The 12,584-nt window shown below is 33.4% G+C and carries 11 protein-coding genes, 1 rRNA gene and 1 riboswitch; of the genes, 4 read left to right on the top strand and 8 right to left on the bottom strand.

The genetic code is table 11. The features are described 5' to 3' along the window. Positions 1–181 precede the first annotated feature (181 nt). Positions 182–279, top strand: a riboswitch (THF riboswitch). A gap of 67 nt (positions 280–346) precedes the next feature. Next, positions 347–898, top strand: coding sequence for a folate family ECF transporter S component (locus tag FYJ55_RS09165; RefSeq protein WP_154556567.1), 552 nt, complete (start codon positions 347–349; stop codon positions 896–898). A gap of 14 nt (positions 899–912) precedes the next feature. Here FYJ55_RS09165 and FYJ55_RS09160 read toward each other — a convergent pair whose 3' ends face one another. Genes FYJ55_RS09160 through FYJ55_RS09150 form a run of 3 tightly spaced genes read right to left on the bottom strand, consistent with a single transcriptional unit; the run spans position 913 to position 3,205 of the window. Next, the gene (locus tag FYJ55_RS09160) at positions 913–1,530 is read right to left on the bottom strand and encodes a flavin reductase (RefSeq protein WP_154556566.1); all 618 of its coding nucleotides are present in this window, start codon (positions 1,528–1,530) and stop codon (positions 913–915) included. A 58-nt stretch (positions 1,531–1,588) separates the two neighbouring features. Further along, the gene (locus tag FYJ55_RS09155) at positions 1,589–2,020 is read right to left on the bottom strand and encodes a MarR family winged helix-turn-helix transcriptional regulator (protein ID WP_154556565.1); all 432 of its coding nucleotides are present in this window, start codon (positions 2,018–2,020) and stop codon (positions 1,589–1,591) included. Between the two features lie 51 nt (positions 2,021–2,071). Continuing rightward, positions 2,072–3,205 (bottom strand): bifunctional folylpolyglutamate synthase/dihydrofolate synthase, encoded by a 1,134-nt coding sequence (locus tag FYJ55_RS09150; protein WP_229771146.1) that lies wholly within the window; start codon positions 3,203–3,205, stop codon positions 2,072–2,074. Between the two features lie 63 nt (positions 3,206–3,268). On the opposite strand from FYJ55_RS09150, the gene FYJ55_RS09145 reads away from it, so the two are divergent. Next, positions 3,269–3,928 (top strand): uracil-DNA glycosylase, encoded by a 660-nt coding sequence (locus FYJ55_RS09145; protein WP_199670850.1) that lies wholly within the window; start codon positions 3,269–3,271, stop codon positions 3,926–3,928. Positions 3,929–3,978: 50 nt separating this feature from the next. Here the strand turns inward: FYJ55_RS09145 and FYJ55_RS09140 are convergent, their stop codons facing one another. Continuing rightward, positions 3,979–4,833, bottom strand: a complete 855-nt coding sequence (locus FYJ55_RS09140; protein ID WP_154556563.1) for a DegV family protein — start codon at positions 4,831–4,833, stop codon at positions 3,979–3,981. Between the two features lie 2 nt (positions 4,834–4,835). Continuing rightward, the gene (locus FYJ55_RS09135) at positions 4,836–5,696 is read right to left on the bottom strand and encodes a DegV family protein (protein WP_154556562.1); all 861 of its coding nucleotides are present in this window, start codon (positions 5,694–5,696) and stop codon (positions 4,836–4,838) included. Positions 5,697–5,787: 91 nt separating this feature from the next. Here FYJ55_RS09135 and FYJ55_RS09130 point away from each other — a divergent pair, with 91 nt between their 5' ends. Further along, positions 5,788–6,492, top strand: a complete 705-nt coding sequence (locus FYJ55_RS09130; protein WP_117572008.1) for an ABC transporter ATP-binding protein — start codon at positions 5,788–5,790, stop codon at positions 6,490–6,492. Between the two features lies 1 nt (position 6,493). Further along, on the top strand, positions 6,494–9,751 hold the full coding sequence (locus tag FYJ55_RS09125) for an ABC transporter permease (RefSeq protein WP_154556561.1): 3,258 nt from the start codon (positions 6,494–6,496) through the stop codon (positions 9,749–9,751). Between the two features lie 50 nt (positions 9,752–9,801). Here FYJ55_RS09125 and pyk read toward each other — a convergent pair whose 3' ends face one another. The 3 genes from pyk to rrf form a co-directional block, all read right to left on the bottom strand. Next, on the bottom strand, positions 9,802–11,214 hold the full coding sequence (pyk, locus tag FYJ55_RS09120) for a pyruvate kinase (protein WP_154556560.1): 1,413 nt from the start codon (positions 11,212–11,214) through the stop codon (positions 9,802–9,804). A 26-nt stretch (positions 11,215–11,240) separates the two neighbouring features. Next, complete coding sequence (gene pfkA / locus FYJ55_RS09115; RefSeq protein WP_003864866.1) at positions 11,241–12,203, bottom strand: 6-phosphofructokinase; 963 nt, start codon at positions 12,201–12,203, stop codon at positions 11,241–11,243. Positions 12,204–12,467: 264 nt separating this feature from the next. Then, a 5S ribosomal RNA gene (gene rrf / locus FYJ55_RS09110) occupies positions 12,468–12,581 on the bottom strand. Between the last annotated feature and the right edge of the window lie 3 nt (positions 12,582–12,584).

Genomic DNA, 12,584 nt, shown 5'->3' with positions numbered 1-12,584 from the left:
ACCCAGTCAGGATAAGTAACATATCTTTTCATAATAATAGTGTACACCAATACACTATTAAAGTGTATAAAAAAATAAATAATCTTAAATCGCGAAATTTTGAAGATCATTTCATGCGTAATCACTACAATTAAAGAGATCTGTTGACAGATCTCTTTTTAATACATATAATTCAACTACATACAGAGTAAAAATATGTGCGTTAAGTGTCTTTAACACGGGGAGTTGGTTAAGGAACGAAAAGTTATTCTTGCGGTACATATTTTGCATCCCGCTGTTGTGATCCAAAAAATTAAAGGCTTTCTTTTTTTGTATCGCAATATGGAAAAAGGAGGTCTTTTTATATATGAATCAATACTTTGTAATGTTAAAAGAAAATGCACGCTCATTAAAAAACGTGCGTGTTATCGTAGGTGTGGCACTATTTTTTGCCCTAAATGTTATTCTTAACTTGTTTGGATCCATTCAAATCACAAACCAGCTAAAATTAGGTTTTGCTTCTATTGCGACAGCTGCCAGCTGCTTACTTTATGGACCCGTTCCAAACTTAGTGCTTGCACCATTACTAGATTTAGTCAATTACATGGTCAAACCTGTGGGTGCATATTATCCAATCTTTATGATTTCAACTATGGCAAGCGCATGTATTTTTTCAGCTTACTTCTATAACTGCGAAAGAATCACTTGGGTTCGTGTCATCTTATGTCGAATAACATATGATGTAGTTGTCAGTTTATTCTTAAACACACTATTTACATCTATGTTGTGGGGAACTCCATTCTTAGCTATTGCGAGTCCTAAACTAATCAAAAACTTAATTTCATTACCATTCCAAGTTGTTATTTTATATTCAGTAATGAAAACATGTATTCAATTAAAGCCAAAGGTGAACCGTTAATAGGTCCACCTTTTTTACTGCAATTTAAACATGTCTTTTTTAGCTCCACAAACTGGACATACATAATCATCTGGTTCGCTTTCAAAATCATCACCATCATATACATATCCACAAACACTACATACCCACTTTTCTTCTTTTCTGTATGTAGGTGCTTTTGCCGGTGCACTTTGTTTCAATACATTATGATAATACGCATAGGTCATTGGTTTACCAGAATCACCTTTCTTGGCATCAACAACTTTTGCCAAGAATACATAGTGTGTTCCTGCATCCATATGACTTTGCACTTCACACATCATGTATCCTAACGCATTATCTACAACAGGCAATTCTCGAAATAAATGATGTTTCAATTTTGTCCACTTATCTTTATCTTTTCCTGTCTGAAAACCCAAATCCGAAATGACTTGTGAATCTATTGTTTCAGGTAAAATGGATAAAGAAAAGCATTTACTTTTTTCAATCAATGAACATGTATAATTATCTTTATTCATACTCAAGGCAATTAGCGGTCCTATTGTCGAAACCTGAAATACAGTATTCACAATACATCCGCATTCGCGCATGCCGTCTTTTACACCCACGGCATACATACCATAAGAAAGATCATATAAAACTGTGTTGTCCATAAGAACACCTCCCTTGTTACTTCTATTGTAGCAAGTTTAGTGGTTATATGCCACATAACTATTCTTCTTTTTCAACACACTTCTGTAATTTACTCATCGTCTGCTTCAAGCTGTTCATTTCTTCTACAGACACATCATTAAATAATGTTTTATTGATTTTACCAATCTCTTCATCAATAATCTTTAAAATAGGTTTACATTCATCTGTTAGTTGTAAATGGTGTATTCGACTGTCTTTTTCATCTATGCAAGTACAAATAAGTCCCTTTTTCTCCAACGAATCAACACTTCTAGAAATCAGAGTCTTTGAAACGCCTAACACCACTTTTAATTCCGTACTTGTTGTAATAGTTGAATTATTCTTTAAAACAATCAAGATAGATATTTCATTTGGTGAAAAATTAAATTCTTGAAAACTATCTTTTATTTTTTTAGCGTAATAATCCCTCATTTGATTGGATATACGCAAAAACTCCTCAATCGTAAACATATTATCGCTCCAACTCCAATAGAATAATTGTAAGTGCTAAAATAGGGCATGTCAAACATTGCCCCATTTTTCTAATACTTCTCCTACATAATAAAGAGAACCACATAATAAGCTGTCTTCTTTTGTATCTAATAGTCTTGAGATCAACTCATCCACTGTAATAATAGGATACCCTAATTTTTCTAATGGATATAAACGAGCACTCGATATTTCTACTAATGTAATGTCTTTACTAATGGATTGAAGTAATTCAATCATATGCGGTGCATCCTTCTCTTTTAATACCGAAAAATAAATCTTTCCTGTAAAATCCTTCAAAGATCGTGTCAACGCTGTTATTCCATGTACATTGTGTGCTCCATCTAACAAAACCAATGGATCTTTTCTAAGAACCATATATCTGCCTGCCCATTGAAAATGATCAATTACCTGTTGAATTTCATTTTCTTCGAGCCAAATTCCCAGTACATTCAACGTTTCTAATGCTAGAGATAAATTTTTAGCCTGATATAATGGTGGATTCAAATGAAATGTCATACCATTCCATCTCAATACATCAGTTTCTTGACAATCAATAAAACATAGTGGTGTTTTCATATAATCTGCAACAAGCTCCATTACTTTTTGGCATTCCGGTTTATCTTCGGTTGTCAAAGCAGGAACATTTGGTTTAAATACACCTGATTTTTCATAAGCGATTTGTTCGAATGTCTCCCCTAGATATTCCGTATGATCAAGTCCTACATTAGTAATCAAACAAGCTTTATAATCTAATGCCGTTGTTGCATCTAAACGACCACCCATCCCGGCTTCAATAATGCAGTAATCAACTTGTTGTTCAATAAAATAGGCCATTGACATCCATAGATCCATTTCAAACATTGTCATCTTATGTAATAAGAATAACTCTTCATATTGATCATAGATTCTTTCCCAATCAGCTAAAGTAATACATGTATCATTCACGCGTATTCTTTCTGTATGATGAATTAAATGTGGAGATGTAAAAACCCCTACTTTATATCCTTTTTTCATCAACAAATCTCTTAGCCAAATTGAAGTACTTCCCTTTCCGTTTGTACCAGCTACCTGAATCTTTTTTAAGGCTGTATGGTTGGGCATTGCATCCGTTAACCATTGTCTGAATTCTAATAGGTCATGGTTTTTTCCACGGCAATTTTCCATTTTATTAATTTTCTCTTGTACATTCATGGTATTATTATATCACTAAAGAAAGAAGTGAATCACATGATTATGCATAATGACTGGGATCAACTGTTTGATCAAGAAATACAAAAAGATTATTTACTAAATTTACGCTATTTTTTAGCTAAGGAATATAAGACAAAAAATATTTATCCTGCAAAAGAAAATATTTTTGCAGCCTTTAAAACAACTTCTTTAAAAGACACAAAAGTTGTTATTTTAGGACAAGATCCATATCATGGCCCAGGACAAGCTCAAGGTTACTCATTTAGTGTACCAAGCAACTTTCCTTTACCTCCATCTTTACAAAACATGTATAAAGAACTAGAAAATGAGTATCAGACTCCTGTACATCGCACGGGTGATTTGACCGACTGGGCTAAACAAGGAGTACTATTAATGAATACTATCCTTACAGTTGAAGAGCATAAACCTTTATCTCATCAAGATAAAGGATGGCAGAATTTTACAAATGAAGCTTTAAGATGGATCAATGAAAAGGATGGCCCTGTTGTATTTTTATTATGGGGATCTAAGGCTATCCAAGCCAAGAAATTACTAACAAATCCAAAACATTTAATTCTTACAAGCCCGCATCCAAGTCCTTTAAGTGCTTATCGAGGTTTCTTTGGAAACAATCATTTTAAGCTTGCGAATGAATATCTAATTAAAAACAATGAAACGCCTATCCAATGGATATAGGCGTTTTTCTTATAGTGTAAAAAATAAAAGAAGCATCATTCTTGATACTTCTAGTCTTTCATTTCATTGAACACTTGTAATGCTAAGCAGCCAAGTCCCGTATGGATTCCGACTGCACTTACTAAATTGATTACTTTTACTTTAGCACCTTCTATTTGGCTTTCAATCTTTTGTGCATATTCTTTTGCAGCTTCTAATGCATCAACGTGCGCAACAATAAATGTATAATCAGAATTTACATCTAATTCTTTTAAATGTTTAATAACACGATCTTGAGCACGTTTCATTGTACGAACTTTATCTAATACATCTACTTTTCCATTCGTACTTTTACCAATGTGTAAAACAGGTTTGATTTTCAATAAACCACCTAATGCCGCAGCCATCGGTGTCAATCTTCCACCACGTTTCATATGATCTAAATCATCACACAACAACACAGTTTCACAACTATCCGCAATGCTTTGTAGTTTTTTAATAATTTCATCAATTGGAATGTTTGCTTCATACATTTTTTTAGCCGTCTCAATCATACATCCTTGTTCAACCGCTGTGCAATAACAATCAATGCCTACAAATTTCATTTCTAATTGATTCGCAATCATTTCCATAGAATCTAATGTTCCGGATAATCCTCGACAAATAGGAACCGCAAAAATTGTGTCATATCCTTCATTTTTTAATTCTTCAAAACAATCTTGAATTTTGCCTAAACTTGGTAAAGATGTTTTTAAAACCATTTTCTCATGTAATTTTTGAATCACTTCTGAATATGTAATTTCGGTATATTCATCTTTTGATTCACCATCACAAGTAATTTGTAATGGAAGGCAATAAATTCCTTTTTCTTTCCAATAGTCTGGATGCTGGCCTGTTCCGGTATCCGTCACAAATGCAAGCTTCATGGCTAGGCCCCCTTTACTTTTTTCACAAATTGAACGCCTACAGCACCTAATCCTGTGTGTACTGCAATAACGGCATACATTGGATCTGTATGAATTTGAATGTCTTCACCAAACACATCGTGTAGCTCATCTATCGCAATTTGTGTACCTTCTAGATTTTCTCCGTTTAATACATAAAATTCATAATCTTGTGCATTCGCTTCTTTTGAAATCACTTTAACAGCTTTTTTAATAGCTTTGGACATTGTACGTACTTTATCAAAAACATCGACTTTTCCTTCAGTATTTTTAGATACTTCCAAAATTGGTTTAATTTTCAACATTCCTGCAAGCTTAGCTGCCATTGGAGTTAATCGTCCTCCCTTAGCTAGATGATCTAAATCTTCTGGAATTAAAAAACCACGTGAATGATCTACGCTGTCTTTTAAACGTGAAATGATTTCTTCTGGGTGTATTTCTTGTCCAACTAATTTTTGAGCTGATAACACCAAATATTTTTCCACTCCTAAAGTAGTATATATATCTAATGTATGAATTTTAACCCCATGCCATTTACCAGATGCCTGTATTGCCTGATTTGTTCCTGATAATCCATTTGATAGAGTTATCAAAATAACATCCGTAATACCATTATTTTTATATGATTCTAATAAAGCCTCAATATCGCCTAATGGTGGCATGCTTGTTTGAGGCATAAAGCCTCTTTCTAAGAATGAATTTAATTCTTCTACGGTTAAATTCACCCCATCTAAATATGTTTTATCTTCAATTTGAACCTGTAAAGGTAAAAAATCAATTCCTAACGCTTGTGCTTCTTGTTTGGTTAATCCACAACCACTTTCTGTCAATACTCGAACCTTCATTAAAACCCTCCTTTTTTTGAAATCATCCTAATCCTAACATGAAATATTAATTTTCTCAAATGTCTGATATAATTAGTTCGAGGTGATTTGTATGAGCGCTTTCATTTCTTTCGAAAATGTAAAAAAGACTTATCATATGGGCGAAATCGACATACATGCGTTAGATGATGTGAGTTTTGAAATACAACAAGGCGAGTTTGTGATTATCGCAGGAGCCAGTGGCGCTGGTAAAAGTACTATCCTAAATCTACTGGGTGGAATGGATACTGTCAGTGAAGGAAGAATCATTGTAGATGGTCGTGAAATCAGTTCTTATAAAGAAAAGGATATGACACTTTATAGAAGATATGATGTTGGATTTGTTTTCCAGTTTTATAATCTAGTTCAAAATCTTACTCTTCGCGAAAATGTTGAACTTGCAACACAAATTTGTAAGAAACCACTTGATATAGATGAAACTATAGAACTTGTTGGGCTAAAAGATAGAATGTTCAACTTCCCTAGCCAGCTTTCTGGCGGTGAGCAGCAGCGTGTTGCAATCGCAAGGGCATTAGCAAAAAACCCAAAGCTTTTACTTTGTGATGAACCCACAGGTGCTTTGGATTATCAAACAGGTAAGCAGGTTCTTAAGGTCTTACAAGATACGTGTAGAACGCAAAATAAAACTGTTATAGTTATTACCCACAACTTAGCATTAACACCAATGGGAGATAAGGTCATTAAAGTTCGTAGTGGAAAAATTGAAAGTATTACATGTAATGAGCATCCTATGGATGTAAATGACATAGAGTATTAATATGCCTTCTTCTTATTTAAAAGATATTTTCCGTGAAATTAAAATCTCCCTCGGTCGTTTTCTATCTATCCTTTGTATTGTCGCAATTGGTGTGGCATTCTTTGCCGGCATTAAAGCGAGTGCACCGGATATGAAAAACAGTGCCGATACGTATTTTGATAAATATAATGTTCAAGATATACAAATCTATTCAACTTTGGGACTTACCAAGAAAGATGTAAAGGCCATTCAACAATTAAAAGGTGTCAAATCCGTACAGCCAAACTTTTCAATGGATACATTGTCTCAGATTGATTCAACACAAATGGTTATTAAAGTCATTTCTTATGAGCTTGATCAAAAGATGAATAAGATCCGTGTAGTCGAAGGAAGAATGCCTGAAAGAGAAAATGAGTGTTTGATTGAGGCTAGTTCTACTACAAATAAATTATATGGTACTTTCCATATTGGAGATACAATCAAATTACAGAGTGGTACAGATGAAGCTTTATCTAACTCCTTGAAAAACACAAAATATAAAATTGTAGGTACTTGTTATAATCCGAATTACTTATCTTATGAGAAAGGATCAAGTAATATTGGATCAGGAACGGTAAACTCTTTTATATATATACAAAATTCAAATGTTTTAAAGGATTATTATACAGAAGTTGATGTTTGTGTTAAGGCTGCTAAAGAATTAGATTGTTATAGCGATGCATATTTTGATGTTGTTGATCCTGTATTAAAAAGAATCAAAAAAATCGCAAACAAACAAATCGATGTGCGTATTCAATCTTATCAATCTGAATTAGATGAAAAAAAACAGGAAGTAAACGATGAATTGAATGATGCAGAAAATAAATTAAATGATGCTCAAGATAAGATTGATTCGGGTCTTGCAGAGATTCAAAGTAATGAAATTAAGCTTCAGAATTCTAAAAATCAAATTGAGCATGGATGGAATGAATATTATGAAAATTTACAATTATTAGATAATATTCCTCCTTTACAAAATGCGATTGCTCAAATTGAAGAGAGTGAGCAAAAACTTCCTGAGTTATTGTCTCAGAAAGAACAAGCTGAAAATGGTTTGAATCAAATTAATGCAGCAATGGATGATCTTAATATGCAACGTAAAATGATTCAAGATACTATTGATTTGATAGACATCTCAATTGAAAAGGCTCAAAACATGCCTACTACAGATGAATCATCTGAAGCTATAAAGAATAAAGAAATCGAAAACCTAAACAATAGAAAAGTATATCTGCAAGGAAAAATCGCTGAAATTGACAGTACAATAGCTAAAAAAGCTGAGTTAGAAGCGGCAATACTACAACTTCAGGATGCGATTGGCCAAATCCAAGCAGGTGTCGCAAAAAAGTCTGAATTACAATCTCAGTTAGATCAGTTATTAAATGCAAAAAATCAATTAGACAGTGCCTATGTTAATTTAATAAATGGTGAATCTCAATATGAGGATGGAGTATCCAAAATTCAAGATGCTAAAAATGAAATAAATTCAAACATTGAAAAGCTAGCACTATCTAAAGCAGAGTTTAATGTTAGAAAACACGATGCCTTAAGAGAAATAAATGAGGCACAAGAAAAAATTGATAAGATGGAAGGTAAATGGATTGTTTTAGATCGTGACTCCCATTATTCTTATCGTGATTATGGTGCTTGTGCAAATCGTATGGACGGTATTGCGAAAGTATTCCCTGTATTCTTCTTCTTAGTTGCTGCTCTAGTTTGCATGACAACGATGACAAGAATGGTTGATGAACAAAGAAATGAAATGGGAACTTTAAAAGCTCTTGGTTATTCAAAAAGTCAAATTGCATTTAAATATATAATCTATGCATTTAGTGCAAGCGTTTTAGGATCTATTTTAGGATGTTCTTTAGGAATGTATTTGTTCCCAACTGTCATCTTTAATGCTTGGAACACTTTATATAACATTGAAAAAATTCATTTTTTATTCCAGCCTGGTCTTATCTTATTAGCCAGTGGCTCTGTAACTGGTATTACTTTACTAGCCACACTATATTCTATTTATAGTGAATTGATTGAAATGCCTAGTCAGTTAATGCGTCCTAAAGCTGCAAAAGCTGGTAAGAAAATTATGCTTGAAAAAATTCCATTTATATGGAAACATTTGTCTTTCTTACAGAAGGTAACCGCAAGAAATATTTTCCGTTATAAAAAACGATTCTTCATGACAATTATAGGAATTGCAGGATGTTCTGCCTTATTAGTGGCTGGCTTTGGTATTAACGATAGTATTTCTGATATTGTAAATCAACAATATAATGTCATCTATCACTATGATGCCACAATTTCAGCCAAATCAAGTGAAATGACATCTCAAATACATTCTTTAAAGGGTGTTAAAGAAGTATATGAGGAAGATCATCTTGCAGTAACTACGAAGATTGACAATAAAGACATTTCTACTACGGTCCATGTTATTTCAAATGATGATAAATTCAAAGATTTCTATACTTTATTTAACGGTAACAAAGAGTTTGATATTGATGATTCTTCAGTATTAATATCTCAAAAAATGGCTGCTAAATTGAATAAAAAGGCTGGAGACATGATTACATTTAAAGATGCCAATAATAAAGTTATTAAAGCTAAAATCAAAGGTGTATTTACAAATTATGTTGGTCATCATATGTATGTCAGCAAAGCTTTGTATGATAGTTGGAATACCAAGGCGAAGACATCGCACACTTACTTGATTAAATCTAAAAAGACAACTAAGAAGTTTGAACGTAATTTAGGTAATAAAATTATGAATATTGACGGTGTTCAGAGTGTAACTTTCTATTCATCTCTACAAAAAAACTTTAAAGACATGATTAGTAGTATTTCCTATATCGTTGTTGTACTTGTTATTTCAGCAGCATGTCTTGCATTTGTAGTTTTATACAATCTAAGCAATGTTAATATTTCCGAAAGAAAACGTGAGATTGCAACAATTAAAGTACTTGGATTTACTAGAAAAGAAGTAGATGCATATATCAATCGTGAAACCGTTCTATTAACCATTTTAGGTTCATTGATTGGTTTAGTAATTGGTGTTGGATTACATCACTTGATTATGAACTTAGCTGAAATGGATGATATTATGTTTGGTAGAACAATCAATTCAATATCTTATGTGATTAGTTTTGTGATGACAATTGGTTTCAATGCGATTATCAATTTGTGCATGCATAAAAAATTAAATAACATTCAAATGGTTGAATCATTAAAAGCTGTGGAATAGCCCCACAGCTTTTTTGTATTAAAAAGCCCTCAAAATGAGGGCAATGTTAACTAGATTTGTGCAATACGCATCATATTTGTGTTACCTGATCCGATTGGATATCCAGCAACAACAATGATGTGATCTCCTGTTTTGAATCCAGCTTGTAATGCTAAGTTACGAGCTAAATCAATATCATTTTCCTTAGTATTTTGAATATTTGAAACGACTGGAGTTACATCATTAACTGGTAATAAACTACGTTGAGTTACTTCATCAAATGTAACAGCTAAAATTGGAGCACATGGGCGGAATTTAGCTAAACGACGAGCTGTATTTCCACTTTGTGTAAATGCAACAATACATTTAATATCAATTGCCAATGCAGTATCAGCTACTGAAATACCAATTGCATCATTTAAAGTACGTTTACTTGATTTAACATTAGCTTTCAAACGATCTTTATAAGGAATCATTGGTTCAATAGCATTTGCAATCTTTGTCATTGTTTGAACACATTCAACTGGGTAATGACCTGCAGCTGATTCACCAGATAACATGATACAGTCTGTTCCATCCATAATAGCATTAGCTACGTCACTTGCTTCTGCACGTGTTGGACGAGGATTTTCCTGCATAGATTCTAACATGTGTGTTGCAGTGATAGCTGGTTTACCAACTTCGTTTGCAGCAGCAATCATACGTTTTTGATAAATAGGTACTAATTCTAAACTTACGTCTACACCTAAATCTCCACGGGCAACCATCACTCCATCTGCAACCTCTAAGATTTCGCGGATGTTATCAAAACCTTCCTGGTTTTCAATTTTAGGGAAAATTTGAATCATATCTTTATTTTCATCAATCAAAATTTGACGAATTGCTAAAACATCATCTTTACGACGAGTAAAACTTGCTGCAATATAGTCAACATCCATTTTACATCCGAAACGAATATCTGATTCATCTTTTTCAGAAATAAATGGCATACTTAACTTAATGCCTGGTAAATTACATCCTTTACGACTCTTTAAGAAGTGAGGGTTGCTTACAACACCGTGAATACGATCAGGAGTTACTTCAGTAAAAATGACTTTCATTTTTCCGTCATCCATTAAAATGTAATCACCAACTTTAACGTCGTTAAATACTTCCGGACAACGTAATGTAAATCTTTCGTGGTTTCCTAAAACTTCTTCTTTTACTAAATCGATTTCGTCGCCTTCATCAAACTCGCATCCACCATTTTCGAAATCACCTAAACGAATTTCAGGGCCTTTAGTATCTAATAAAATACCAATAGGTTTTCCTGTTTCTTTACTTACCTCACGAATACGTTTAATACGTTCCGCATGTTCTTCATAGTCTCCATGAGAGAAATTTAAACGTGCGATGTTCATTCCAGCTTCAACAAGTTTTGTTAAAACTTCTTTGCTCTCACTAGCTGGACCAATAGTACAAATAATTTTTGTTTTTTTGCTCATATGTATATCCTTCCTTCTAATATATCCTAAACCAAACGATCAAATAAATTCATTAGTGGTTTACGAGATTCTTGAGGCATGCTCAATGCTTCTTCAATTGGATAAGAAATAATCTTGTTATCACGAATTGAAATACATTGTCCACCAATGCCTTGCATCAATAAATCTACAGCTTTTTCACCCATTTGTGATGCTAACAAACGGTCAAATGGACACGGAGATCCTCCACGTTGAATATGGCCTAAAACAGTTGCTCTTCCTGAAAAGCCCGTATTCAAACTAACCTTTTTAGCAAATTGATCTACATCAGTAATCTTTTCACTAATTACAACAATCGCGTGTTTTTTCTTTTTAATAATATCGATATCTCTTAAACGATCTAAGACATCTTGTTCATCAAATCCTGTATCACTTGTTACAACAATTTCGGCTCCACAAGCAATACCTGACCATAACGCTAAGTCTCCACAACGATTTCCCATAACTTCAACAATAGAACAACGGTGATGTGAATTAGAAGTGTCTCTTAGTTTATCGACACATTCAACTACAGTTTCTAATGCTGTTTGAAAACCAATCGTATAATCTGTACAAGTAATATCGTTATCAATTGTACCAGGTAATCCGATACAGTTAATGCCCATTTCAGTTAAAGATAATGCTCCACGATATGAACCGTCACCACCAATAACTACAACGGCTTCAATACCTCTCTTTTTTAATTGAGCAATTGCTTTTTTTCTGACTTCGATGTCCTTGAATTCTGGTAAACGAGCTGATCCTAATATAGTTCCTCCTCGGTTTACAATATCTCCAACAGTTTCGCGAGTTAATGGTTCAATATAACCTTCAACCATTCCTTTATAACCATTGTAAATACCAAATACTTCAAGACCACTATTTAATCCAACACGTGTTACCGCGCGTATTGCAGCATTCATTCCCGGTGAATCACCACCAGAAGTCAAAATACCAATTCTTTTAACCATAATATGTCCTCCATAGACTCATTATTAATCATCATAAATATACCACATAGATATTGTTTAAAAAAGAGTAAATTGAATTGAAAACGCTTTTAGGTAAAAAAGATTTATAACTTATGTAATATTTGTGAAATATTTGACATTTTGTTAACAATTACAGAAAACTTGTAATGTTATTTTAAGATATATCTAAATATTTGTGTAAGAAAAAAGCCAAGTCTAGGTAAATAAAGACTTGGCTTTTGAATATAAAAGGCAAAAAAAAGGACCCGGCAGCTAGCTATCTTCGCAGGGGCAAGCCCAACTATTGTCGCCGTGAAAGTGCTTAACTTCTGAGTTCGGGATGAGTTCAGGTGTGTCCACTTTGCTATCGCCACCGGATCT

The sequence above is a fragment of the Holdemanella porci genome (assembly GCF_009696075.1).
In the GTDB taxonomy this organism is placed as follows: domain Bacteria; phylum Bacillota_I; class Bacilli_A; order Erysipelotrichales; family Erysipelotrichaceae; genus Holdemanella; species Holdemanella porci.
The sequence above is the reverse complement of the archived record's forward strand: the minus strand, read 5'-3'. Positions and strand labels throughout refer to the sequence as shown.

Coding starts and splice junctions, on each gene's coding strand:
- FYJ55_RS09125 (WP_154556561.1), top strand. CDS start 6,494: ATGCCTTCTTCTTATTTAAAAGATATTTTCCGTGAAATTAAAATCTCC.
- pfkA (WP_003864866.1), bottom strand. CDS start 12,203: ATGGTTAAAAGAATTGGTATTTTGACTTCTGGTGGTGATTCACCGGGA.
- pyk (WP_154556560.1), bottom strand. CDS start 11,214: ATGAGCAAAAAAACAAAAATTATTTGTACTATTGGTCCAGCTAGTGAG.
- FYJ55_RS09155 (WP_154556565.1), bottom strand. CDS start 2,020: ATGTTTACGATTGAGGAGTTTTTGCGTATATCCAATCAAATGAGGGAT.
- FYJ55_RS09145 (WP_199670850.1), top strand. CDS start 3,269: ATGATTATGCATAATGACTGGGATCAACTGTTTGATCAAGAAATACAA.
- FYJ55_RS09160 (WP_154556566.1), bottom strand. CDS start 1,530: ATGGACAACACAGTTTTATATGATCTTTCTTATGGTATGTATGCCGTG.
- FYJ55_RS09135 (WP_154556562.1), bottom strand. CDS start 5,696: ATGAAGGTTCGAGTATTGACAGAAAGTGGTTGTGGATTAACCAAACAA.
- FYJ55_RS09165 (WP_154556567.1), top strand. CDS start 347: ATGAATCAATACTTTGTAATGTTAAAAGAAAATGCACGCTCATTAAAA.
- FYJ55_RS09140 (WP_154556563.1), bottom strand. CDS start 4,833: ATGAAGCTTGCATTTGTGACGGATACCGGAACAGGCCAGCATCCAGAC.
- FYJ55_RS09150 (WP_229771146.1), bottom strand. CDS start 3,205: ATGGAAAATTGCCGTGGAAAAAACCATGACCTATTAGAATTCAGACAA.
- FYJ55_RS09130 (WP_117572008.1), top strand. CDS start 5,788: ATGAGCGCTTTCATTTCTTTCGAAAATGTAAAAAAGACTTATCATATG.